This is a genomic window from Silicimonas algicola, from assembly GCF_003148765.1.
Classification (GTDB): domain Bacteria; phylum Pseudomonadota; class Alphaproteobacteria; order Rhodobacterales; family Rhodobacteraceae; genus Silicimonas; species Silicimonas algicola.
The window spans coordinates 118,344-139,923 of sequence record NZ_QGGV01000008.1; the positions used below are offsets into that span (position 1 = coordinate 118,344).

Genomic DNA, 21,580 nt, shown 5'->3' on the forward strand with positions numbered 1-21,580 from the left:
CCCCGTCCTAGAACCCGCCCGTTCCGCGTGATGGAGGAAGACCCATGCTCGACCTGACCTACGAGGCTCCGAAGCCAAGGGTGATCGCAGGCGCCACGGGTGACTGGGAACTGGTGATCGGCCTCGAAGTCCACGCGCAGGTCGCCTCGAAGGCGAAGCTCTTTTCGGGCGCGTCGACGCAATTCGGCGCGGAGCCGAACTCGAACGTGGCTTTCGTCGATGCCGCGATGCCCGGAATGCTTCCCGTCATCAACGAGGGCTGCGTGGCGCTGGCCGTGAAGATGGGGCTGGGGCTGAAGGCGAAGATCAACCTCACCTCGGCCTTCGACCGCAAGAACTACTTCTACCCGGACCTGCCGCAGGGCTACCAGATCAGCCAGCTTTACCACCCCATCGTGGGCGAGGGAGAGGTCATCGTCGACATGGCCCCCGGCGTCGCGCGCCGCGTGCGGATCGAGCGCATCCACCTCGAGCAGGACGCGGGCAAGTCGATCCACGACATGGATCCGCACATGTCCTTCGTCGACCTGAACCGCACCGGCGTGGCCCTGATGGAGATCGTCAGCCGACCCGACATCCGCGGGCCGGAAGAGGCGGCGGCCTATGTCGTCAAGCTGCGCCAGATCCTGCGCTATCTCGGGACATGCGACGGGAACATGCAGAACGGCAACCTGCGCGCCGACGTGAACGTCTCGGTATGCCGGCCCGGAGATTACGAGAAGTACCAGGCGACACAGGACTTCTCGCACCTCGGCACGCGCTGCGAGATCAAGAACATGAACTCGATGCGCTTCATTCAGCAGGCCATCGAGTACGAGGCGCGCCGCCAGATCGCGCTTCTGGAAGACGGCAAGTCCGTCATCCAGGAAACGCGTCTCTACGACCCCGACAAGGGCGAGACGCGGTCGATGCGGTCGAAGGAAGAGGCGCACGACTACCGCTATTTCCCTTGCCCGGACCTCCTCCCGCTCGAGATCGAGCAGGCCTGGGTCGACGAAATCGCCGCCTCGCTGCCTGAACTGCCCGACGCGAAGAAGGTCCGCTTCGTGACGGACTTCGGCATGACCGAATACGACGCGAGCGTCCTGACCGCCGATGTCGAAAGTGCCGCGTACTTCGAAGAGGTCGCGCGGGGCCGCGACGGCAAGGCAGCGGCGAACTGGGTCATCAACGAACTCTTCGGCCGGCTGAAGAAGGAAGGCCACGAGATCGGCGAAAGTCCGATGACGGCCCGGCAACTGGGCGGCATCCTGGATCTGATCGCTTCCGACGCAATTTCCGGCAAGATCGCCAAGGAGCTGTTCGAGATCGTGTACACGGAAGGGGGCGATCCGGCCGCCATCGTCGAGGCGCGCGGCATGACCCAGGTTACCGACACGGGCGCCATCGAGGCGGCAGTCGACGAGGTGATCGCGGCGAACCCCGCGCAGGTGGAGAAGGCCAAGGCCAATCCCAAGCTTGCAGGCTGGTTCGTGGGCCAGGTGATGAAGGCGACGGGCGGCAAGGCAAACCCCGCCGCCGTCAATCAGATCGTCGCAGCGCGGCTGGGGCTCTAGGCCCCGGCGGCGCCGAAGGTCTCTGCCCTATTCCGGGTCGAAGCCCGACCAGTCGCCTTGGGCGCCGTGCGTGGACCGGTACTCCATCACCTGCTCGCGAAACTCCTTGGGCTGCTCGGACAGGTTGCCGCGCGTCACGCCGAGCTGCTCGAGCCGTTCCCATTTCGCGACGCTGGTGGTCTCGTCCGGGGGCGTAGGCTTCGGGCCGGGATTCGGGTTCGGACCCGAGTCGTTGTCGTCCCGGGAGACCGTCCGCTGCCCGCGCGGGCTGTCGCTTTCGGCCGGTGCCGGGCGGAACAGACCGCTGAGGAAGCCGGCGATGCCGCCATTCGTGATACGTTCGGGCGCCACGGCGCTTCGGGCGACGCCGGACGGGCCGCAATCCATCTGGGCGTAAAGGTCCTCGGGAACGCTGGCGTCCAGCCTCTCGCAATAGACCTGGCTTCCCTGCGCCGATTGCTGCCCCACGTTCGCGTCCGAGACGCCGGCCGCGCCGTACCCCCCCGCGAGGAGCGGGAGCGGCGCGATCGTGAGGGCGACCGCCGTAATGATTGTTGTCGAAGAATTATGGAATGCCTGCTTCATGATGACCTCGAATCTTGAAGATGCTGCTCGTTCTTTTGCGATCTACTTAATGAATTCTTGCTGAAGGTGCGATCCGAAGTCGTGCGGCTGACGCTGCGATAGGCGGGTTTTGACCGGCGGACCTGTGGATAATTCGCCCTTTGGCACGGCGTCGCATCGCGCGCCCGGCCTCCTGCTCTTCCGTCGCGCGCCTGCCTTTGGTAAACAACGCCTCGATCAACGAGAGGCCTCCATGCGCAAGTTCGAATACAAGGCCGTTCCCGCCCCGGCCACCGGCACGAAGGCGCGCGGGCTGAAAACCACCGAGGAGCGGTTCGCCCTCTCGCTTTCGACGCTTCTCAACGAGATGGCGGACGAAGGCTGGGAATACGTCCGCGCCGAGACCCTTCCGTGCGACGAGCGCAAGGGGCTGACCGGCACGCAGACGACGTATCAGAACGTCCTCGTCTTCAAGCGCTTCCTGACCGAGGCCATGGCTCTCACCGACGCGCGCGCGTCAGTGTCGGCTGCGCCCGAGCCCGAGCTTGCGCATCATGCGTCCGAGCCGGTCGTGCCGCGCCGGGTGACGACGTCCCCGCCTCAGCCGGGAATCGTCCCCAGTCTCGGGGCCGCCCGCCGCTCGGACTAGGGGCCGACGGTCAGACGAAGAGCGTGGATGCGGGTCAGAAGCTCCCGCCCGAGAGCCTCGTGGATGGCACGGTGCCGCTCGATCCGCGACAGCCCCTGGAAGGCCGGGCCCTGGATGCGGACGTGAAAATGCGTCTCGCCGCCTTCTTTCCAGCCGGAGTGACCGCGGTGCTGCTCGCTTTCGTCCTCTACCTCAAGGAGCATTGGCGCGAATGCGCCGTCCAGCCTCGTACGGATTTCCTCTATCACGCTCATTTTTCCCGAATACCCCTTCAAACCGCTGACGGCGTAGCTAAACTCTTTGGTCCGAGTCGGAAAGGCAGGTGACAGATGACGGATGACCCGTTCGGTTTCGATCTCCGGGTATCGGCTGACAAGAAAAAGCGCTCCCGCGGGCGGCGCGGCATGTCCGGTGCCTTCGAAACCTCGACCCGTGTCTGCGAGCACGCCGGATGTCAGGAGACGGGGCAATATCGGGCGCCGAAGTCTCCCGACGACCTCGACGAGTATTTCTGGTTCTGCAAGGACCACGTCCGCGAGTACAATCTGAAATGGAACTTCTTCCACGGCCAGACCGAGGAAGAGTTTTCGGCGCAGGTCGACAGCGATCGCGTCTGGGGCCGCGAGACCAAGCCTTTCGGCAAGAAGGGCGACGAGCAACGGGCCTGGTCCCGTCTCGGGATCGACGACCCGCACCAGATCCTCGGTGAGAACGCCACTCGAAATCCGGGCAAGTCGATCAGCGGAAGCACTCGAAAGCTGCCGCCGACCGAGCGCCGCGCGCTCGACATCCTCGACGCGAAGGATCATTGGACGAAGGCCGAAATCCGAAAGTGCTACAAGGGGTTGATAAAGGTTCTTCACCCCGACATGAACGGCGGCGACCGCGGGCACGAGGATCAACTGGCCGAGGTCGTGTGGGCCTGGGACCAGATCAAGGAAAGCCGGAACTTCGAGTCCTGAAGCAGGGCCGCCCCCGGTGAGAGGACCGGAGGCGGGCTGGGAGATGCTCGACGGGACGCTTGTCGTACGCCTCAGAGGGACATCCTCTGTGTCGCACCACAGGGTGGTCTTTGCGTGGCGGATGCGGACAGCGTTCGTGCAGAGTGTCGTCGGGGCGTGCAGCGTTCAGCGCCAGATGCGCAGACGAAATGTCAGGCGGCCTGGAACACCAGGCTCACGCCGTTCAGGCAATGCCGCTTTCCGGTCGGCGCCGGTCCGTCGTCGAAGATATGGCCGAAGTGGCTGCCGCACCTGCGGCAATGCACCTCAGTCCGCCGACCGAAGAGCGAGCGGTCGTCCTTGGTGCGCACGGCGTCGGGCAGGGATTGCCAGAAAGAGGGCCAACCCGTGCCGGAATCGAACTTGTGCTTCGACGAGTAGACCGGAAGCTCGCATCCCCGGCAGAGGTATGTCCCGTCGGCGTAATTCTTGTCGAGCGGGCTAGACCCGGCACGCTCGGTCCCTTCGTCGCGCATGACGTCGTACTGCGCTGGCGTCAGCATGGCCCGCCACTCGGCCTCTGACCGCGAGACCTCGAAGGTCTGGGAGAAGGCAGGACGCCCGATGACGGCGGCGACCGCCGATCCGGCAATTGCGGTGGACAGGAATGCACGTCGGTTCATGGTATCCTCACTGAATAATCGTTGCCCTATATATACGCAGTGGCTCGCACACGACGAAGTCACGTTCCCGCGTCGGATTGTTACGAAGCCGCACATGGAAACGCCCCGCCCTTGCAGGCGGGGACGCCCCACGCACCAGGCAAATCGTTACACGACCAAACGATCCGCATACGGTCGAGGCGAGGTGTCCCAGATTCGGGCGAACAATCGGTTAACCCTGAATAGATGCCGCATTCTGGACCCGACGCCTTGCACCCCCGGGCCAAATCGGGCAGGTGGTGATCGGGCATCCTGCCCGCCGCGAAGCGAAGGGTTTGACATGGACTATCGCCGGATCGACGTCGACGCAAAGCCGACCGAGGAAATCAACGTCCGCGAGGTTTTCGGCATCGATGTCGAGATGAAGGTCAAGGGCTTCTACGAAGCGAACGACCGCGTGCCGCCGATCGATCCGACCTACAAGTTCGACCCCGACACGACGCTCGCGATCCTGGCGGGCTTCCAGTACAACCGCCGCGTCCTGATCCAAGGCTATCACGGCACCGGCAAGTCGACCCATATCGAGCAGGTCGCCGCGCGGCTCAACTGGCCCTGTGTGCGCGTCAACCTCGACAGCCACATCAGCCGGATCGACCTGATCGGCAAGGACCAGATCAAGGTCGACAAGGGCGTGCAGTACACCGAGTTCCAGGAAGGCATCCTGCCTTGGGCACTACGCAATCCCGCGGCCATCGTGTTCGACGAATACGACGCCGGCCGCGCGGATGTCATGTTCGTCATTCAGCGCGTGCTGGAAGTCGATGGCAAGCTGACGCTTCTGGACCAGAACGAGGTCATCGACCCGCATCCATATTTCCGGCTTTTCGCCACGGCGAACACCGTGGGTCTGGGCGACACCACGGGCCTCTACCACGGGACGCAGCAGATCAACCAGGCGCAGATGGACCGGTGGTCGCTGGTCTGCACGCTGAATTATCTCAGTCACGACGCCGAGGCCGCGATCGTCCTATCGAAGGCGCCGCACTACAACACCGAGAAGGGTCGACGTGTCATTGGCCAGATGGTGACGGTGGCCGACCTGACCCGGACCGCCTTCATGAACGGCGACCTCTCGACGGTGATGAGCCCGCGGACCGTGATTTCCTGGGCGCAGAACGCCGAGATTTTCCGCGACGTGGGCTATGCCTTCCGTCTGACGTTCCTGAACAAGTGCGACGAGCTCGAGCGCCAGACCGTGGCCGAGTTCTATCAGCGCTGCTTCGATCAGGAACTGCCGGAAAGTGCTGCGTCTCTCGCGGTCTGAGGCATCACTCTCTTCCCTGAAAGGCATCCTCGCGCACCGAATCCAGGGTGTTGCGGTTTTGCGCGCGCCATGAACTGAACACGATCCGATCAATGGATCGGCAATTTTCACGCCCTATGTTCGATTCATGGGCGCTTTGAGAAAAGCAATCGCGGCGCTTGCAGTCGTCGCCTTTCCGTCCGGTCCCCTCGGGGCCGCGCCCGACATCTTCTGGACCTTTGCAGGCTGCACCGGCCGCCTGTCGGCCTTGATGGAACATCAGTGGCTCATGTCCGATCCCGCCTCCGACCGCACGAAGGCGCAACGTGCGGCGATGATGACGCTCCTCGAAGCCACCACACCTGCAGAGCAGCTGCGTCCGGCCCTGTCGCACCGCATCCAGGCGAAAGAGGCGCAGGCTCGTCTACTGACCCGCGCCACCTTCAACGATGATCCCGACGATGCAGACTGGGCCCTCCGGCGCTCGGAGGCCGAGATCGCCGCCTGCGTGGGCCTTCTGCTCGGCTAGTACCTCAGGCCGCCTCGGCGCGGGCCTCGGCACGCGCGTCAGCGGTGACTTTCGTCCACCACGCCAGGTCGGTCAGCATCGCATCTGTCGAGGGCGCAATCGCCGCCTCGATTTCGCTCATCTCGCCGCCGCCGCCCATGGGGTGGACCTTCAGGAAGCTCTCGCCCTGGATGTGGACACCGAAGCGGATCGGCACCATCTGGAGTTCGATGGCGATGGTGCGGAGGTGCTCGGCCGCGCGTGACGCGCCGGTCATGCCGTAGCCCACGATCGCCATCGGCTTGCGCACCCACTCGACATAGGCCTGGTCGAGCGCGTTCTTCAGGGCGCCCGAGATGGAACGGTTGTATTCGGGCGTGACGAAGACAAAGGCGTCGAACGTCGCGAGCTTCTTCTGCCATGCGACGGCGTTCGGATCCTTCGACGGCGCCCAGAGGTTCGACGTGGCTTCGTCGAAGAACGGCAGGTCGATCTCGGCCAGGTCCAGGACTTCGACGTCCCATGCACCGAAGGCGCGGGCGCGGTCGGCGATCCAGCGTCCGGGCTTCTCGACGAAGCGCGACGACCGGGTAGAGCCGTAGATGACGGCCATGCGGGGTTTCGGGTCCATGTTGGTATCCTTGCGTTGCATGGTGTGGAATGGTTACCATCTGCAATCTGGAACCCACGCGCGCCGACGCAAGAAGGCACGAGGACGAGACAAGGAGACCGCGATGAGACAAGGTCACGCGAACGAAACCTGCCAGACGATCAGCGAACTTCTTAGCCGCGTCGGCGACAAGTGGACGATCCAGATCATCCGCGCCCTCTCAGCGGGGCCCATGCGCTTCAATGCTCTCAGGCGTGAAATCACTGATATCTCGCAAAAGATGCTGGCCAGCACGCTGAGGAACCTCGAACGCGACGGTTTCGTCAGCCGTTCGGTCGAGCCCACCAAACCGCCGAGCGTGACCTACGCCTTGACCGAACTCGGGGAGGACCTCCAGCGCCCGGTGTTCGCCCTCGCACAATGGACCGGCGAGAATGCACAGCGCATCCATGCCGCGCGTGCCGCGTATGACGTGACGCAGGCGGGCGGACGCGACGCCGCCTGACCGACGGATATTGATGCGACCCGGCAAGAGTGATTTACCGCAAGACATGAGCACCCCGAACGACAACCCGGCCGATCCCTTCAAGAAGGCGCTGGCCGAGACCACCAAGACGCTTGCGGACGACCCCGAGTTGAACGTGACGTTCTCGGTCGACCCTCCGGGCATGTCGGCCGAAGGGATGCGGTTGCCGCAGGTCACGCGGCGGATGACGCGGGACGAGGTGCTTCTGGCGCGCGGAACCGCCGACAGCTATGCGCTGCGCCGCAAGTTCCATGACGAGGCGACCGCCAGCCGCTATGCGCCTCAAGGACCCCTCGCCCGCGAGATCTTCGAGGCGATGGAATGGGCCCGCTGCGAAGCCGTGGGCGCCCGCGCGATGCCCGGGACGCAGGGCAACATCGACGCGCGCATCGAGCACGAAGCGAAGCGGAAGGGCTACGACCAGGTCCGCGAGATCAACGAGGCGCCGCTTCCGGTAGCTGCGGGGTATCTTGTCCGTCAACTGGCCAGCGGGCGGCCCCTGCCTCCGTCGGCAGCTCATCTTCTCGACCTCTGGCGCGACAGGATCGAGACGCAGGCCGGAGGCACGCTCGAGTCGCTCAAGGACAAGCTTTCGGACCAAGCCGCCTTTGCGCGCTTCGCCCGCCAGGTCATCACCGATCTCGGCTATGGCGACCAGATCGGCGACGATCCCGACAGCGAGGATGCCGACGAGGAGCAGGACGCCGAGCAGGACAGCGACCAGCAGGACAGCGACCAGAACCAGGACGACAGCCAGGACACGCAGGACGACAGCGACGCGGCCCCCGAGGAGAGTCAGGATCGCGCGGACGACGAAGCGCAGGCACAGGTTTCGATGGACGACCTGTCAGACGCCGAGGGCGGCGACGAGACCGAGATGCCGCAGGGCGAGGCCGAGATCGAGCCGCCGCAGCCGATGCCGGTCAGCGATGCCGACCCGAATTACAAGGTCTTCACTGGCGACTTCGACGAGGAGATCAAGGCCGAGGATCTGGCCGAACCCGAGGAACTGGAGAGGTTGCGCGCCTATCTCGACCAGCAGCTCGACCCCCTGAAGGGGGCGGTCGGGCGGCTGGCGAACAAGCTTCAGCGCCGGTTGCTGGCGCAGCAGAACCGGTCGTGGCTGTTCGACCTCGACGAGGGCATCCTGGACGCCGCGCGTCTGGCGCGGATCGTCGCGAACCCGACCGTGCCGCTGGCCTACAAGATGGAGAAGGACACCGAGTTCCGCGACACCGTCGTGACGCTTCTCCTCGACAACTCGGGCTCGATGCGCGGCCGCCCGATCTCGATCGCCGCGATCTGCGCCGACGTGCTGGCACGGACGCTCGAGCGCTGCAACGTCAAGGTCGAGATCCTGGGCTTCACCACGCGGGCCTGGAAGGGCGGTCTTTCGCGCGAGAAGTGGGTGGCCGAGGGGCGTCCGCAAGTGCCGGGCCGCCTGAACGATCTGCGCCACATCATCTACAAGTCCGCCGACGCGCCCTGGCGGCGGGCCCGGCAGAACCTCGGGCTGATGATGAAGGAAGGCCTTCTGAAGGAAAATATCGACGGTGAAGCGCTGGAGTGGGCGCACCGCCGCCTTGCACCCCGAAACGAGGCGCGAAAGATCCTCATGGTGATCTCGGACGGAGCGCCGGTCGATGATTCATCCTTGTCCGTCAACCCCGCGAACTTCCTCGAGAAACACCTCCGCGACGTGATCGCAATGATCGAAAGGAAGAAGCGGGTCGAGCTTCTGGCCATCGGGATCGGCCACGATGTGGCGCGGTACTACGATCGCGCCGTGACGATCACGGACGTCGACCAGCTTGCCGGCGCCATGACCGAACAGCTTGCGTCGCTCTTCGAAAGCGATCCGCGCGCGCGCAAGCGGCTGAAGCGGTTGCAGAAGGTGTCCTAGGCAACTCCAGCCGGGTCACGTCAATACGGATCGCGCAGCGACAGACCATAGTACCTTCGCCGACGGCGGTTCACGCGGATCGGCAGCAGGTGCTCGGGGTATCCGAACAGAAGCGCCAAGGCCTCGATGCCGACGAGGATGGCGAGGATCTTGGCAAAGCGCCCGATCCAGGACGCGTCGTCCAGCATCTCGTCGCTGCGCATTTCGCCGCTGTCCGGATCATATCGCCCTGGAACGACGTCGCCAACCTTGTGCTTGGCCGGATGAGACCAGATGTTTCCGGCGTAGCTGTCCGACCCGACGCCGTCGAGTGCAAGGACGGGGCGGTAGGTGGTGCGGCCGTCGGCATCCCGTCGCGAGTCGATCTTCAGAACCACGAGCGTGGCAGGATCGGATCTATTGGTGAACTCCTGCGCCCCGCCCGCGAAGATTGCGCCGACGAGCCACAGCAGGATCGCGGCGATGGAGTACTTCAGGCTGGCAAGCATCCCGTTTCGGTCCGGCTCCATAAAGTCCGCGGCCGAGGACAGCACAGAAATGCGGCAAGCTCGTGAACACGGGCGACTTCCCGAGGGCATGGACCACCGCGCGGCCCCACATCGCGCTTGCGCCCTCGCGGCCCTTCCTGTTCCCTCCGCGCATGTTCCAAAGCTTTGCCTCCACCGCCTCGCCCGAGCAGGGACCGCCACGTCTCGCAGCCCTTCGCGCCGAGATGACGGCGGAGATGCTTGACGCCTTCCTCGTCCCCCGCTCGGACCGTCATCAGGGCGAGTATGTCGCGCCCGCGGACGAGCGTCTGTCCTGGCTCACGGGGTTCACCGGATCCGCCGGTTTCGCCGTGGTGACGGCAGAGGAAGCCGCGGTCTTCGTCGACGGACGTTATCGGCTTCAGGTGACCGCGCAGGTGGCGTCGGACTTCAGCCCGGTCGACTTCCCGAAAGTCCGCCTCGGTCCCTGGCTCGCCGATCATCTGCCGGCAGGTGCTCGGGTGGGGTTCGACCCCTGGCTGCACACCACGGACGAGATCGAGGCGGCGCGCAAGGCCGCGCCGGAGATCGGGCTCGTCGCCTGCGACAACCTCGTCGACCGCATCTGGCAGGACCGCCCCCCTTTACCGTCGGCCCCGGTCAGGGCGCACCCGCTGGACGTCGCGGGCGAGACGAGCAGCGCGAAGCGGGACCGGCTGGCCAAAGAGCTGCGGCGCGCCGGTCAAAGGGCAGCGATCCTCACCCTGCCCGACTCGATCTGCTGGCTTCTGAACATCCGCGGCTCGGACGTGGCGCGGAACCCGGTCGTGCAGGCCTTCGCCATCCTCTTCGACGACGGGCACGTCTCGGTCTTTTCGGACCCTCCGAAGTTCGATGGCGTCGCTGACCATCTGGACGTCGACCTTCATCACTGGGAGGCGTTCGAGGCGGCTCTCACGCAACTCTCCGGACCTGTGCGCGTCGATCGCAAGACGGCGCCCCTTGCGGTCTCGACCATCCTGAGCGAGGCCGAGATCGAGGTCTCCTGGGGCGACGATCCGTGCAGCCTGCCCAAGGCGCGGAAGAATGCGGCCGAGATCGAGGGGATGCGCGAGGTCCACCTGATCGACGGCGCGGCGATGGTCGAATTCCTGCGCTGGCTGGACGACCGCGCGTCAAGGGGCGGGCTGACCGAGATCGGCGCGGTGAAGGCGCTGGAAGGTTTTCGCCGTCAATCGAACCAGCTTCAGGACATCTCGTTCGAGACGATCTCTGGCGCAGGGCCGAACGGCGCCATCATCCATTATCGCGTCACCGAGGAGACCGACCGCGAGATCCGCGACGGCGAACTGTTCCTCATCGACTCCGGCGGTCAATACCTGAAGGGCACGACCGACATCACGCGAACGGTGATCGTGGGCGAGCCGACGGAGGAGATGCGGACGCAGTACACCCGCGTGCTTCAGGGGCTAATCGCCGTGTCGATGGCGCGCTTCCCGCGCGGCGTCTCGGGGCGGGACATCGACCCTCTGGCCCGTGCGGCGCTTTGGCGGGCGGGGCAGGACTTCGATCACGGCACGGGGCATGGCGTCGGTGCGTACCTGTCGGTCCACGAGGGGCCACAGCGCATCTCGCGCATCTCGGAAGTGCCGCTCGAGCCCGGAATGATCCTCTCGAACGAGCCCGGCTACTATCGCGACGGCGCCTATGGCATCCGGCTCGAGAACCTGATCGTCGTTCGTGACGCCGAGAAGATCGGGGACATGCGAGATCAGCTCGACTTCGAGACCCTGACCTTCGTGCCCTTCGACCGGCGCCTGATCGACACGGATCTGATGGGGCCATGGGAGGTCGACTGGCTTGACCGCTACCATGCCGAAGTGCGACAGAAGCTGACTGACCGAATTTCGTCGGAGGCGCGGGACTGGCTCTATGCCGCCACGGCGCCCCTGCCCCGCGCGTGACACGCAGTCGTCACCCGCGCGAGGCAGGATCGACAGCAGACAGGAGGACGACATGGCCGATCATATCCGGATCGCTCCGGCCGAAGGAACGTGGGTGGTCCGCGCCGGCGGCGCCGTCATCGGAGAAAGCGACGACGCGCTCAAGCTCGAGGAGGACGGCTATCCCTTCGTCGTCTACTTCCCGCGGGAGGACATCGCGATGGAATTCCTCGACGTGACGGACAAGGTGACGACGGATCAGGTCAAGGGACAGGCGGCGCACTATTCGATCGTCACGCGCAGCACCGTCCTCGAGAACGCGGCGTGGTCCTACGAGAGCCCCAAGGCAGAAGTCTCGCAGATCGCCGGGCACATCGCCTTCTACGCGACCGATACGGTCGCCATCGAGCAGGTCTGACGGGTCAGCGATGTTCCTCGGCCGCAGTCGCGGCCAGCGCGCGGTTGTAGGCGCGCAGAGCGTCGACGTGAAAGAGTGCACCGTGAATGCGGGGCGTCTCGCCCTCGGCGCCGAGCGTCACCACCGGCAGGAAGGCGCGGCCGGTGTTCTCGAACTGCGGAAGTGCTGTTTCGAGCGTGGCGTTCGGATCGACCCAGTGGCCGTCCTCGATGGCGGACCAGACGGCGTCCTCGGGCGCATAGCGCGGGTCCTCCGGCTTGCGCATGACGTTTGCCACCCGGAAGAGCGACAGAAGATAGGCCTGCGGACCCTGCGAGAGGTGGACGTTCCGCCGCTCGAGTTGGGTCAGGAAGAAGGAGCGGTGGACGAGGCGTGACGCAAGGCTCGTCGACATGGACACCGCGACCATGACGGCAAGTCCCGTCTGCCAGTCGCCGGTCAGCTCGAAGACGATGAGCGTGGTCGAAATGGGCGCGCCAAGGACGGCCGCGGCGACAGCGCCCATGCCGGCAAGTGCGTAAAGCGTTTCCGACCCGGAGTTGTCGGGAAAGATCGCCGTGGCGGTCAACCCGAAGGCGAGGCCCAGAAGGGCCCCCACCATCAGGGAGGGCGAGAAGATGCCCCCGCCCATTCGGCCCGCGAAGGTGATGGCGACCGCGACTACCTTGATGACGCAGAAGACTACCGCTTCGCGCCAGCCGAGCGCACCCGTCAGCGCGGCCGAGGTCGTCTCGTAGCCCACGCCGATGATGTGCGGGAAGGCGAGCGCGATCAGGCCGAGGATCAGGCCCGAAAGTGCCGGCCGCAAGACGCGTGGAAGGCCGGTCCGTTCCTTGAAGCGGGTGAACAGGTCGTCGGCGAGGAAGATGGTGCCCATCATCACGGCTGCAACCAGTCCCGACAGCAAACCCAGAAGGAGGAAGGCCGGAAGCTCGACGTAGAAGGACAGGCTGCCCTCCTGCGCCAGGGTGAACTCGGTCACGTCGCCGAAGACGAGGCGCGAGATGACCGTGCCCGCGACGCTGGCGATCACGATTGGCGCGAAGGCATGGGCCGCGAAGTGCCGCAGGATGACCTCCAGCGCAAAGAGAGCGCCCGCAATCGGTGCATTGAACGAGGCTGAAACGGCGGCCGCGACGGCACATCCCAAAAGATCACGTCCGGTGATGCCATCAGCGTTGATCCGGCGCGACACCCAGGATGCGATGACGGCGACGAGGTGAACGACCGGGCCCTCGCGTCCGCTCGAACCTCCCGTGGACAGGGTGATGAGCGAGGCCGCAGCCGAGGCGAGGCCCTCCTTCGTGTGGACGCGACCCTCGTTCAGTGCGGCGCCCTCGATGACTTCGGCCACCGACTTGGCCCTGTGGTCGGCGGTGAAGCGGTTCAGGATCAGGCCCACGACAAGGCCGCCGACCACCGGGATGGCGACGATCCAGTACCACGCCAGCGTCTCCGCATAGGTTCGCATCAGCCGGGGCTCGTCGGTGCCGTAGAGCGCCGATTGGAGAAGGTTGATCCCGAGCCGGAACAGCACCGCCGCGCATCCTGCGGCGAGGCCGATGAGAAGGGCGATGAACCAGAACTGGACCTTGTCGGGACCCCGTTCCCGCATCAGGCGCCAGGCCCGAAGGATTTCTTCCCTGACCTTGTCGGCCAGGAAGGCGACCCAGTTCTGCGGTGGCGGGGTGTCCATTCCGATCTCCTGCCCCGTTCGTAGGACAACGCGCCTTGTACCGAAAGGCCCTCGCTGTGCGATTTGGGCCGTGCTGTGGTCTTGCGCTTCGGAGGATCTCCAAGGCATCCTTCCGGCATGGCACTTTCGGTCGACCTGAATTCGGACATGGGCGAGGGCTTCGGGCCCTGGAAGATGGGCGACGACGCGGGGCTTCTGCGGATCGTCACCTCGGCCAACATTGCCTGCGGGTTCCATGCGGGCGACGCCGACACGATGGCGGCGACGATGCGGCTGGCGGTCGAGCACGGCGTAGGAATTGGCGCGCATCCAGGCTTTGCGGACCTTCAGGGCTTCGGACGGCGGCAGATGCAGGTGCCGATCCCCACGCTCGCCAACATGGTCCGCTATCAGGTCGGAGCGGCGCAGGCGATGGCGCGTGCGGCGGGAGGCGAGGTAGGGCATCTGAAGCTGCACGGCGCATTGTCCAACATGGCCTGCCACGACGAGGCGATGGCGCGCGCCTGCTTCGAGGCGGCGCTCGATGTTGCGCCCGATATCGTCATCATGGGGCTGGCCGCGACGGTGATGGAGACGGTGGCGCGCGACCTCGGCTGCAACTGGGCGGGAGAGATTTTCGCGGACCGCGCCTACAACGCCGACGGCACGCTCGTCGACCGGCGCCAGCCCCGCGCGATGATCCACGACGCGGGCGAGGCTGCGCAGCGGATGGTGGAGTTCGTCAAGGCTGGAGCGATCCTTGCAGGCGACGGATCACGACTGGAGACGAGGATCGACAGCATCTGCGTTCATGGCGACAGTGCCGAGGCGGTGGCGCTGGCGCAGGCAGTGAGGGACGGCCTGACGGAGGCCGGGATCGAGGTTCGGCCGTTCGGCGGCCAACCCCTGTGACGCGTCAATAGACTTGAGGGACCACGGGATCGGCCTCAACGCGCAGCTGGCGGTCCCAGCCGGCGTCGAGGTCGGTCACCTTGCTCAGGACCCTGAGGATGCGGGTCGAGGGAACCCCGGCGAAACTGCAGAAGTCCAGATCGTCCTCAAGTGCTGCGAGCTCGTCGTCGGCAAGCGACGAAATAGCCTGTGAGAGGGTTTCAGCATCGACGCTGTCGAGAGGGACGGACCGGCTGGCGTGGTCGGAGATGAAGTCGAACATGGGACATAACTCGTAGACTGACACTGTGACTCCCGTTTACCAAAAACGCGCTGCAATCTCCACATGTAATTTCCGCAGTTTTTGCACGTATGTGGCGACATTGGGGCAAGACTGCCTTATTCTGACCACATTTGGTTTTGCGCACGGAACTTCCGCAGAAATTTCGTGAAAACTCCCCTCACCTACCACGAAGCGACCGCAATCCCGGGCCAATGGGAACGTGTGACCACATTACAAGTGACGGGAGAGACAAGAATGAAGAAAGTCGCCGGATCGGATGCCCTTGAGAGGGTCTTGGGTTTCGGGCTTTTTGCGCTCTACCTCGTCACCTCCATCCGCCTCTGCCGCTATTCGACGTGGCGCCGAGCGGGCTCGCCCAATCCGTTTCTGCCGCCGACGATGAAGGTCGCCCTCGCGGCCTACGAGCGTCAGCGGGTCGTTCTTGCGCTGACCTGAGCCACCCGCAGACGTCGCAAGAAAAAGGCCGCCTCTCGGGGCGGCCCTTCTCGTTGTCGGATCGGCCGGGGCCTATTCGTCGTCGAGCGCGTCGACCGCCTTCTGAAGCTCATCCTTGGATGACTTCTTTTCCTTCACGGTCGTCTGCTCGAAGATGTGGTCGACGACCTTGTCTTCGAAGATCGGCGCCTGAAGCTGCTGCCGCATCTGGGCGTTCTGCTGAACGAATTCGAAGAACTGCCGCTCTTGCCCGGGATACTGGCGGGCCTGGTTCATCACGGCCTGGGTCATCTCGGCGTCGGTCACCTTGATCTCGGCCTTCTGACCAAGCTCGGCCAGGAGAAGTCCGAGACGCACACGGCGCTCGGCGAGCTTCTTGTGCTCTTCCGTGGGCTCGATCTTGTCGTGATTGTGACCCTGGTGATCCGGGTTCTCGTCGTGCCAGAGCTGGTGTGCGATCTGGGCTGCCTCGGCTTCGACCAGAGACGGCGGCAGGTCGAACGACACAACGTCGTCGAGCGCATCGAGAAGCGCCCGCTTCATCACCGCGCGCGAGGCGCTGTCGTATTCGGACTTGATCCGTTCCGACACCTGGGTCTTCAGCGCGTCGAGGCTTTCCGCGCCGTATTTCTTCGCCAGATCGTCGTCGAGCGTTGCAGGCTTCGGTTCCTTCACGGCCTTGACGGTGACGTCGAAGGTCGCGGCCTGGCCGGCGAGTTCCTTGTTGCCATAGGCTTCGGGGAAGCTGACCTCGACCGTCATTTCATCGCCGGCCTTCACGCCGACGAGCTGCTCTTCGAAGCCGGGGATGAATTGACCCGACCCAAGCGTCAGCGGAAAATCCTCGGCCGCGCCGCCCTGGAAGGCCTCGCCTCCGACCTTGCCGACGAAGTCGATCACGACCTGATCGCCGTCCTTGGACTTCGAGCCCTTCTTGCGATCCTCGAAGTTCTGGGAGCTTTCGGCAAGCTTCTGGAGCGCTTCGTCGATCGATGCGTCATCGGCTTCGACGACCAGCTTTTCCAGTTTGATCTTCGACAGGTCGACCTCGGGAATGTCGGGCAGCGCCTCGTAGGTCATGTCGACCTCGACGTCGTCGCCTTCCTTCCAGCCTTCGTTCTTCATCTCGACCTTCGGCTGCATCGCCGGACGGTCGCCAGACTCCTCGAAGTGCTTGGCCATGACGCCGTCGACGCTTTCCTGCATCGCCTCGCCCAGAAGGCGGGGGCCGAACTGCTTGCGCAGAAGCGCCATCGGCACCTTGCCCTTGCGGAAGCCCTTCATCTCGACCTCGGGGGCGGCCTCGGCGAGCTTCTCGTTGACCTTCGCGTCCAGTTCCTCGGCCGTGACGATCAGCTTGTAGCCGCGCATCAGCCCTTCGTTCAGCGTCTGGGTGACCTGCATGGGTATCCTCGTGTCTGTCCCGCGCGCGTGCGGCGCGGGGCCGGAAAATCAGCGGCCCTTCTAGGGCGGGGACGGCAGGGGCGCAAGCGGAAACGGGCGTTCCGGAAGGCGTCAGATGGCCCGGGCCAGAGCATCGTCGCTGACCACGGTCCAGCCCGAGACGCCGCGGCGGAAGACGTGGATTTCCCCGGTCTCGAATTGCGCCTTTCCTTCGGGGACCGCCATTTGCATCACCCTCAGCTTGTCGCCCTTCGCGTCGATCACCGCGAAGTCATTCGGCTCGCCGCGCACGCGCGACGAAAGCCCCGTCCCGGTGTGGACCTGAAGGGTCTGCTGGACGCCCTTGCGCGCCACGAATGGCTCCACCCGCCAGTGGTGCAGATGCCCTGAAAGGATGACGTGGGGGCCGCAATGCGACCATGTCTCGAGCGCGTCCGGGGCGCAGAGCATCAGCTTCTTTTCGATCAGTTCCGCGTGGTGAAACGGGTGGTGCGCAACGATGATGACCGTCTTGCGGCCGACATTGCGCGTGATGTGCTCGGCGATGCGGTCGATCTGGGCAGCGGTGACCTTGCCTCGCTGGTGCGCCCGGGGATCGGTGGTGTCGAGACCCACGATCTCGACGCTTGGGTAGCTGCGCACCGGCTCGCGTTCTGCAGCGATGAACTTCGAGTAGGCGGCGTAGGGTGCGAAGAGCCGGGAGGACAGGTTGTAAAGCGGAATATCGTGGTTTCCCGGGACGGCAAGCCACGGCACCTCGAGCCGATCCATGAACTCTCTTGCCGGGCGGAACTGCGAGGCGCGGGCGCGCTGGACGAAATCGCCCGCCATGACGACGAGGTCGGGACTGGCCTGACGGATCGCATCGGACAGGGGGACGAGAAGGTCGGGCCGTTCCCGCCCGAAGTGCAGGTCGGATATCTGGACCAGCCTCATCCTTCAGGAACCAGCACCTGCACGGCGTCCTTCAAGACCCTGAAACGATAAGGACCCTTCATGCGCTCGTTCTCGCCGTCGCGCGCGACAAGGCGCTCGGCCCGGCGCGTTTCGATCAACACCTCTTCGCCCGTGAGAAGCGTGAAGTCGTGATCCTTGCGGGCCCCGCGAAAGGCGACCTTGAGTGCGCGCCAGATCAGCATGAGCCGTCCGCTGTCGGGCGCGATCATCACGGCGAACTTGCCGTCACGCACAGCCTCGGCGCCGTCGAGCTCGTACTCTTCGAGCTGGTAGGCACAGATACCGACGAAGACCATGGGGGTCTTGGTCCGAACCTTCTTGCCGTCGACGGTCACCGCCATCGTCAGGGGCTTGTAGAGGGTGATCATGGCCTTGAGGACAGACCAATAGGCCGCCATGCGGCTCCGGCCCCAGGTCTTGTAGACGTCCTCGCGCTCTTTCAGGATCATCGCATAGGCGCCGATGCTGGCATTGTTGATGAACACCTTGCCGTTCACGTCGCCGAGCGTCGCGGGTTCCGTGCGGCCAGACCGGATCACCTCGACCGCGTCATCGAATTCCTCTGGGATATTAAGGCTTCGCGCGAAGAAGTTGAACGTTCCAAGCGGCAGCACGCCCATGTTCACGCCGGAGTCCACAAGACCCGCAGCCACGCCGCATATGGTGCCGTCTCCACCCGCCGCCACGACCGTCGTGAAGCCGTTCTTGGCCGCCGCGCGGGCAATCTCGGTCAGGTCGTCGCCGGGCGCGACGGCATGCACCTCAAGCGACCGCCCCGTGGCCGAGAGCGCCTGCTGAAGGCGCGAGGCGCAGTCCGTGCCTTCGCCGGTGCCGGAGCCCTGGTTGACGATCGCATAAATGGCGCCGGTGTCCGCGTCCGGTTGGGTCTGGAGATTCATCTGGGTGTCCTGACTGAGCGGCAGGACAACGCGATCCCCTGACGGCGGTTCCGGGCGAAAAGGGGCAGTGGTGCGGGTGAAGGGACTCGAACCCCCACGCCTTGCGGCGCCAGAACCTAAATCTGGTGATTTTGCCTTTTTACCCCCCAGATGTGACATTTTGGCGAAAGGGTCCGCAGCCCGTAAGTTTATGTAAAGATGCATTATTTTGATCGTGTGAGCGTTTCCTCATAGTTTGGCCGCATTCTGTGGATAACCCCCGATTCTGCGTTCCGCGCGTAGCAGAATTGTAGCAGGATCGGTTGGAGGGCCAGAAATGACCAAACGCATCAAGCTGACTAAAGCGGTAATCGACGGCCTTCACTATGAGCGCGACGGCGGACAGGTCAGCGACCTTGAGGTACCCGAACTGAAGGTGCGCCTCACACCTACGGCGAAGACTTACGAAGCTCGCTGGACGTCGAAGACGGAGGGGCGCGTCCTTACCCGTAAGATTGCCCGCGTCGGAGAGATAAGCGTCAGCGAAGCCCGAGACCGCGCGCGCAAGATCGTCGCAGAAGATCTACCCCGTGCCGTCGAAACCTTGAGGGACGTTTTCAAGGTTTGGGATCAGACCTACTCGTCGGCAGTCAGCGCCGGGCATGCGGAAGAGTTCCGCCGAACATGGGCCAAGCACATTGAGCCCGATTTAGGTCACTTGAAGCTGACCGCCCTCACCCACAACAAGCTCCAAGGCTGGTACAACAAGAAGCGCACTGAATACCCCCTTTCGCCCAAGGGCAAGGCGCGCACCAAACCTAATTCGGCGGCGACGGTCCGGCGCTGGATAGCTTACGTTTCGAAGCTATGCGCCATCGCCCGCAAGCTCGGCTACATGGTTGGAAATCCGACCGAAGGCTTGGAGATGGCAACTCCAAGTCGGCGGCTGGACCTTTTTAACCGAGAAGACATCAGGACCCTTGGCGACAACCTGACCGGAATAGAAAACAGGTACCCAATCGGTGCGGCGTTGATACGGTTCCTTATGATCTTCCCGTGTCGCGGTATCGAGGCGCGCGAAATGCTGTGGAGGGACGTCGATCTTGAGGCGGGGACATGGACCATCCCCGCCGACCGATACAAGACCGGCCAAGACAAAGTTTTTCCACTAGGACCACTCCAAGTGGACCATCTTCGGAACCTGCCCCGCTGGTCGGACACATACGTTTTTCCGCGCCCGTCCAGTATCGGCGTCGGTCGGACAAAGACCGCTCAAACGGACAGCGACTTGCCGGTAACCAAGAACCATCAGATTCATGTCTGGAAGAAGGTCCGACCGAAGCCCTTGGGCGCGCATACTCTTCGGCGGACGATTGGCCACCTCTTGCTCAACAAGAACGTGCCGTTGGAGGTCGTCTCCAAGCTCTTGGGCCATAGCAACACTCTTGTGACGCAACAAATTTACGCTCGACTGGACCCCCAGACGGCGGCAAAACACTTGGCAGTTTGGAGCACCTTCCTTGAAGATGACGAGGCAGAAACAGAACCGCATTTCGTGGATTATGTGCTCAAACAACAAAGCAAGATTGCAGCCCATGAATACAACAAGAAATTAGTCGACTAAGCTCGCATTTCGAAAATTCTAACTATGACCCGTTATGCTAATTTTACTTGACGTATCTAATGTCATTTAATACAATGCGAGCTACATGGGATATTTTTGTGCCGGGGGCTCGATCTATTCCTTAAATCACCTATTTATGAGGATAGATAGAAATGACCGGGATTGTATCCTATGGCGATATCGCTGTCGCCACCCGTAGAAGTATCAGTAGTGTGAACATGTTTTCTGCTCTGTCCCGCCCGAAGTCTATGCCTTACAAGGGCATCAAGCTTAATGGATCGCATTTGCCGACACGTTTCTACGATATTGAGAATGTGGTCTCGTGGCTCTGGACTGCATATGCCCATATGGACAATGTGACCGAGAGGAACCTACGCACCTTGGCGTTGCAGAACGCGGAGGCGTATGGTGATGTCTGAAGAATTCCGCCGCATCGTCGCTACATCGCCCGAGTTGCAGGCGCGCTGGCACACTATGACCGACCGCCTTGCTGCCAAGGTCCGCGAAGACTTCGGCGTTGAGGTACCGAAGGAAGAACTGGCACAAGTATTGTGCGTGCGCCTTGCCGTGCTCTCCGGTGACGAAGATCTGTTGACTACATTCGACGCTGAGATTCAGCGTCATCCCGGCGTGGCGCAAGCCGCGAAAGAGCGAGAGCTAGTTCGCATTCTGGCGGATCAGAAAGACCCGGCGCACGACCATGCGCGTAACGAATGGAATCGTCTTTCGCCTCATGAGAAGATTCGCCGTGCCCGTCAGATAGAAGCCGCACAGCCGAAGACCGCAAAGCCCAAGATACTTTCGGTCGAAGAGCAAGCAGCGGCTATTAAGATGGTGTCGCAGCTTCGCGGCGGTGACCGGATCGCGATGGCGCGCAAACTTGGACTGTCGTAGTTGTGGCTAACGCGCCGGGTAGTCAGGCTCTCAAGCCAAGGGCGGAACGGTTCGCCGTCCTTCTGTGTGATGGGATGACTCAGCTTCCTGCGTATTGTCAGAGCGCAGAGCCTCCCGTGCCCCCTTCCAAGGGACGACAAGTAGCCGCCAGTCGCTTGGCGAACAGGGAAGACGTTCGCGACCGCGTGGCCTTCCTGAAGCGCGAGCGCGCTGACGCGCGTAGTGTCAATGCGGAGCCGGTCACGCGTCAAGCCATTCACTCTCTGCTTGAAGAAGTAACCGCCGCACTTCGCGCCGGTTCTGAAGCTGCCTCTCGGGCTGGGTCCGGCGCGATTGCCCAACAACTGAATCGAGTGATTTTGACCCACTCCGGGCGAAGCAATCGGGCATCTGTCAGAGCCCCTGTGGAGGAAAAGGCTGATCTAACATTCGATACAGAATTGGCCTTAACGCGCCTTTCTTGGTGCC

General features: G+C 63.7%; 24 protein-coding genes. 14 read left to right on the top strand and 10 right to left on the bottom strand.

The genetic code is table 11. From position 1 onward, the window contains the following. Positions 1–44: 44 nt before the first annotated feature. On the top strand, positions 45–1,556 hold the full coding sequence (gene gatB / locus C8D95_RS16230; protein ID WP_109760242.1) for an Asp-tRNA(Asn)/Glu-tRNA(Gln) amidotransferase subunit GatB: 1,512 nt from the start codon (positions 45–47) through the stop codon (positions 1,554–1,556). A 27-nt stretch (positions 1,557–1,583) separates the two neighbouring features. Here gatB and C8D95_RS16235 read toward each other — a convergent pair whose 3' ends face one another. After that, positions 1,584–2,141, bottom strand: a complete 558-nt coding sequence (locus C8D95_RS16235; RefSeq protein ID WP_109760243.1) for a hypothetical protein — start codon at positions 2,139–2,141, stop codon at positions 1,584–1,586. A 232-nt stretch (positions 2,142–2,373) separates the two neighbouring features. Here C8D95_RS16235 and C8D95_RS16240 point away from each other — a divergent pair, with 232 nt between their 5' ends. Continuing rightward, positions 2,374–2,769, top strand: a complete 396-nt coding sequence (locus C8D95_RS16240; protein WP_109760244.1) for a DUF4177 domain-containing protein — start codon at positions 2,374–2,376, stop codon at positions 2,767–2,769. On the opposite strand, the gene C8D95_RS16245 is transcribed toward C8D95_RS16240, so the two are convergent. Next, on the bottom strand, positions 2,766–3,023 hold the full coding sequence (locus tag C8D95_RS16245) for a BolA family protein (RefSeq protein ID WP_109760245.1): 258 nt from the start codon (positions 3,021–3,023) through the stop codon (positions 2,766–2,768). The two genes, C8D95_RS16240 and C8D95_RS16245, sit on opposite strands and share 4 nt — an antisense overlap. 75 nt (positions 3,024–3,098) lie before the next feature. Here C8D95_RS16245 and C8D95_RS16250 point away from each other — a divergent pair, with 75 nt between their 5' ends. After that, the gene (locus C8D95_RS16250; protein WP_109760246.1) at positions 3,099–3,731 is read left to right on the top strand and encodes a DnaJ domain-containing protein; all 633 of its coding nucleotides are present in this window, start codon (positions 3,099–3,101) and stop codon (positions 3,729–3,731) included. A 191-nt stretch (positions 3,732–3,922) separates the two neighbouring features. On the opposite strand, the gene msrB is transcribed toward C8D95_RS16250, so the two are convergent. Further along, the gene (gene msrB / locus C8D95_RS16255; protein WP_109760247.1) at positions 3,923–4,393 is read right to left on the bottom strand and encodes a peptide-methionine (R)-S-oxide reductase MsrB; all 471 of its coding nucleotides are present in this window, start codon (positions 4,391–4,393) and stop codon (positions 3,923–3,925) included. Between the two features lie 319 nt (positions 4,394–4,712). On the opposite strand from msrB, the gene cobS reads away from it, so the two are divergent. Next, positions 4,713–5,696 (top strand): cobaltochelatase subunit CobS, encoded by a 984-nt coding sequence (cobS, locus tag C8D95_RS16260; RefSeq protein ID WP_109760248.1) that lies wholly within the window; start codon positions 4,713–4,715, stop codon positions 5,694–5,696. 127 nt (positions 5,697–5,823) lie between these two features. Further along, positions 5,824–6,204 carry a hypothetical protein gene (locus C8D95_RS16265; RefSeq protein ID WP_109760249.1) on the top strand — a complete coding sequence of 127 codons (381 nt, stop codon included), beginning with the start codon at positions 5,824–5,826 and terminating at the stop codon, positions 6,202–6,204. 4 nt (positions 6,205–6,208) lie between these two features. On the opposite strand, the gene C8D95_RS16270 is transcribed toward C8D95_RS16265, so the two are convergent. Continuing rightward, positions 6,209–6,814 (bottom strand): NADPH-dependent FMN reductase, encoded by a 606-nt coding sequence (locus C8D95_RS16270; RefSeq protein WP_109760250.1) that lies wholly within the window; start codon positions 6,812–6,814, stop codon positions 6,209–6,211. 103 nt (positions 6,815–6,917) lie between these two features. On the opposite strand from C8D95_RS16270, the gene C8D95_RS16275 reads away from it, so the two are divergent. Further along, positions 6,918–7,298, top strand: coding sequence for a winged helix-turn-helix transcriptional regulator (locus tag C8D95_RS16275; RefSeq protein ID WP_109760251.1), 381 nt, complete (start codon positions 6,918–6,920; stop codon positions 7,296–7,298). 46 nt (positions 7,299–7,344) lie between these two features. Then, positions 7,345–9,222: a cobaltochelatase subunit CobT gene (cobT, locus tag C8D95_RS16280; RefSeq protein WP_109760252.1), complete on the top strand. Its 1,878-nt coding sequence runs from the start codon at positions 7,345–7,347 to the stop codon at positions 9,220–9,222. Between the two features lie 20 nt (positions 9,223–9,242). Here cobT and C8D95_RS16285 read toward each other — a convergent pair whose 3' ends face one another. Continuing rightward, the gene (locus C8D95_RS16285; RefSeq protein WP_109760253.1) at positions 9,243–9,731 is read right to left on the bottom strand and encodes a hypothetical protein; all 489 of its coding nucleotides are present in this window, start codon (positions 9,729–9,731) and stop codon (positions 9,243–9,245) included. 131 nt (positions 9,732–9,862) lie between these two features. Between C8D95_RS16285 and C8D95_RS16290 the strand changes: the two genes are divergently transcribed. Together C8D95_RS16290 and C8D95_RS16295 are read left to right on the top strand one after the other, a co-directional pair. After that, on the top strand, positions 9,863–11,653 hold the full coding sequence (locus tag C8D95_RS16290) for an aminopeptidase P family protein (protein ID WP_109760315.1): 1,791 nt from the start codon (positions 9,863–9,865) through the stop codon (positions 11,651–11,653). Between the two features lie 52 nt (positions 11,654–11,705). Then, positions 11,706–12,050 carry a DUF427 domain-containing protein gene (locus tag C8D95_RS16295; protein WP_109760254.1) on the top strand — a complete coding sequence of 115 codons (345 nt, stop codon included), beginning with the start codon at positions 11,706–11,708 and terminating at the stop codon, positions 12,048–12,050. A gap of 4 nt (positions 12,051–12,054) precedes the next feature. On the opposite strand, the gene C8D95_RS16300 is transcribed toward C8D95_RS16295, so the two are convergent. Beyond that, the gene (locus tag C8D95_RS16300) at positions 12,055–13,746 is read right to left on the bottom strand and encodes a chloride channel protein (protein ID WP_420902661.1); all 1,692 of its coding nucleotides are present in this window, start codon (positions 13,744–13,746) and stop codon (positions 12,055–12,057) included. A 117-nt stretch (positions 13,747–13,863) separates the two neighbouring features. On the opposite strand from C8D95_RS16300, the gene C8D95_RS16305 reads away from it, so the two are divergent. Further along, the gene (locus C8D95_RS16305) at positions 13,864–14,637 is read left to right on the top strand and encodes a LamB/YcsF family protein (protein ID WP_109760255.1); all 774 of its coding nucleotides are present in this window, start codon (positions 13,864–13,866) and stop codon (positions 14,635–14,637) included. Between the two features lie 4 nt (positions 14,638–14,641). On the opposite strand, the gene C8D95_RS16310 is transcribed toward C8D95_RS16305, so the two are convergent. Next, a complete protein-coding gene (locus C8D95_RS16310) occupies positions 14,642–14,899 on the bottom strand; it encodes a hypothetical protein (RefSeq protein WP_109760256.1) in 258 nt (85 codons plus the stop codon). A gap of 255 nt (positions 14,900–15,154) precedes the next feature. On the opposite strand from C8D95_RS16310, the gene C8D95_RS16315 reads away from it, so the two are divergent. Further along, complete coding sequence (locus tag C8D95_RS16315) at positions 15,155–15,355, top strand: hypothetical protein (RefSeq protein WP_109760257.1); 201 nt, start codon at positions 15,155–15,157, stop codon at positions 15,353–15,355. Between the two features lie 72 nt (positions 15,356–15,427). On the opposite strand, the gene tig is transcribed toward C8D95_RS16315, so the two are convergent. The 3 genes from tig to C8D95_RS16330 all read right to left on the bottom strand — a co-directional run bounded on the left by tig (position 15,428) and on the right by C8D95_RS16330 (position 18,615). Further along, the gene (gene tig, locus C8D95_RS16320; RefSeq protein ID WP_109760258.1) at positions 15,428–16,759 is read right to left on the bottom strand and encodes a trigger factor; all 1,332 of its coding nucleotides are present in this window, start codon (positions 16,757–16,759) and stop codon (positions 15,428–15,430) included. A 111-nt stretch (positions 16,760–16,870) separates the two neighbouring features. Next, positions 16,871–17,695, bottom strand: a complete 825-nt coding sequence (locus tag C8D95_RS16325; protein WP_109760259.1) for a metallophosphoesterase family protein — start codon at positions 17,693–17,695, stop codon at positions 16,871–16,873. Beyond that, entirely contained in the window at positions 17,692–18,615 is a 924-nt protein-coding gene (locus C8D95_RS16330) for a diacylglycerol/lipid kinase family protein (protein ID WP_109760260.1), read from the bottom strand. Before C8D95_RS16330 ends, C8D95_RS16325 begins: the two co-directional genes overlap by 4 nt. 316 nt (positions 18,616–18,931) lie before the next feature. Between C8D95_RS16330 and C8D95_RS16340 the strand changes: the two genes are divergently transcribed. The 3 genes from C8D95_RS16340 to C8D95_RS16350 all read left to right on the top strand — a co-directional run bounded on the left by C8D95_RS16340 (position 18,932) and on the right by C8D95_RS16350 (position 21,112). After that, a complete protein-coding gene (locus tag C8D95_RS16340) occupies positions 18,932–20,218 on the top strand; it encodes a tyrosine-type recombinase/integrase (RefSeq protein ID WP_109760261.1) in 1,287 nt (428 codons plus the stop codon). Positions 20,219–20,370: 152 nt separating this feature from the next. Then, positions 20,371–20,637: a hypothetical protein gene (locus tag C8D95_RS16345; protein WP_109760262.1), complete on the top strand. Its 267-nt coding sequence runs from the start codon at positions 20,371–20,373 to the stop codon at positions 20,635–20,637. After that, positions 20,630–21,112: a hypothetical protein gene (locus tag C8D95_RS16350; RefSeq protein WP_109760263.1), complete on the top strand. Its 483-nt coding sequence runs from the start codon at positions 20,630–20,632 to the stop codon at positions 21,110–21,112. Before C8D95_RS16345 ends, C8D95_RS16350 begins: the two co-directional genes overlap by 8 nt. The last annotated feature ends 468 nt before the right edge of the window (positions 21,113–21,580 follow it).

What these genes read in the sequence shown, in the direction of transcription:
- C8D95_RS16305 (WP_109760255.1), top strand. Translation starts at nt 13,864, where the DNA reads ATGGCACTTTCGGTCGACCTGAATTCGGACATGGGCGAGGGCTTCGGG.
- C8D95_RS16290 (WP_109760315.1), top strand. Translation starts at nt 9,863, where the DNA reads ATGTTCCAAAGCTTTGCCTCCACCGCCTCGCCCGAGCAGGGACCGCCA.
- C8D95_RS16310 (WP_109760256.1), bottom strand. Translation starts at nt 14,899, where the DNA reads ATGTTCGACTTCATCTCCGACCACGCCAGCCGGTCCGTCCCTCTCGAC.
- cobS (WP_109760248.1), top strand. Translation starts at nt 4,713, where the DNA reads ATGGACTATCGCCGGATCGACGTCGACGCAAAGCCGACCGAGGAAATC.
- cobT (WP_109760252.1), top strand. Translation starts at nt 7,345, where the DNA reads ATGAGCACCCCGAACGACAACCCGGCCGATCCCTTCAAGAAGGCGCTG.
- C8D95_RS16295 (WP_109760254.1), top strand. Translation starts at nt 11,706, where the DNA reads ATGGCCGATCATATCCGGATCGCTCCGGCCGAAGGAACGTGGGTGGTC.
- C8D95_RS16300 (WP_420902661.1), bottom strand. Translation starts at nt 13,746, where the DNA reads ATGGACACCCCGCCACCGCAGAACTGGGTCGCCTTCCTGGCCGACAAG.
- C8D95_RS16250 (WP_109760246.1), top strand. Translation starts at nt 3,099, where the DNA reads ATGACGGATGACCCGTTCGGTTTCGATCTCCGGGTATCGGCTGACAAG.
- C8D95_RS16330 (WP_109760260.1), bottom strand. Translation starts at nt 18,615, where the DNA reads ATGAATCTCCAGACCCAACCGGACGCGGACACCGGCGCCATTTATGCG.
- C8D95_RS16285 (WP_109760253.1), bottom strand. Translation starts at nt 9,731, where the DNA reads ATGGAGCCGGACCGAAACGGGATGCTTGCCAGCCTGAAGTACTCCATC.
- gatB (WP_109760242.1), top strand. Translation starts at nt 45, where the DNA reads ATGCTCGACCTGACCTACGAGGCTCCGAAGCCAAGGGTGATCGCAGGC.
- C8D95_RS16325 (WP_109760259.1), bottom strand. Translation starts at nt 17,695, where the DNA reads ATGAGGCTGGTCCAGATATCCGACCTGCACTTCGGGCGGGAACGGCCC.
- C8D95_RS16345 (WP_109760262.1), top strand. Translation starts at nt 20,371, where the DNA reads ATGACCGGGATTGTATCCTATGGCGATATCGCTGTCGCCACCCGTAGA.
- C8D95_RS16245 (WP_109760245.1), bottom strand. Translation starts at nt 3,023, where the DNA reads ATGAGCGTGATAGAGGAAATCCGTACGAGGCTGGACGGCGCATTCGCG.
- C8D95_RS16270 (WP_109760250.1), bottom strand. Translation starts at nt 6,814, where the DNA reads ATGGACCCGAAACCCCGCATGGCCGTCATCTACGGCTCTACCCGGTCG.
- C8D95_RS16265 (WP_109760249.1), top strand. Translation starts at nt 5,824, where the DNA reads ATGGGCGCTTTGAGAAAAGCAATCGCGGCGCTTGCAGTCGTCGCCTTT.
- C8D95_RS16340 (WP_109760261.1), top strand. Translation starts at nt 18,932, where the DNA reads ATGACCAAACGCATCAAGCTGACTAAAGCGGTAATCGACGGCCTTCAC.
- C8D95_RS16235 (WP_109760243.1), bottom strand. Translation starts at nt 2,141, where the DNA reads ATGAAGCAGGCATTCCATAATTCTTCGACAACAATCATTACGGCGGTC.
- tig (WP_109760258.1), bottom strand. Translation starts at nt 16,759, where the DNA reads ATGCAGGTCACCCAGACGCTGAACGAAGGGCTGATGCGCGGCTACAAG.
- msrB (WP_109760247.1), bottom strand. Translation starts at nt 4,393, where the DNA reads ATGAACCGACGTGCATTCCTGTCCACCGCAATTGCCGGATCGGCGGTC.
- C8D95_RS16350 (WP_109760263.1), top strand. Translation starts at nt 20,630, where the DNA reads ATGTCTGAAGAATTCCGCCGCATCGTCGCTACATCGCCCGAGTTGCAG.
- C8D95_RS16240 (WP_109760244.1), top strand. Translation starts at nt 2,374, where the DNA reads ATGCGCAAGTTCGAATACAAGGCCGTTCCCGCCCCGGCCACCGGCACG.
- C8D95_RS16315 (WP_109760257.1), top strand. Translation starts at nt 15,155, where the DNA reads ATGAAGAAAGTCGCCGGATCGGATGCCCTTGAGAGGGTCTTGGGTTTC.
- C8D95_RS16275 (WP_109760251.1), top strand. Translation starts at nt 6,918, where the DNA reads ATGAGACAAGGTCACGCGAACGAAACCTGCCAGACGATCAGCGAACTT.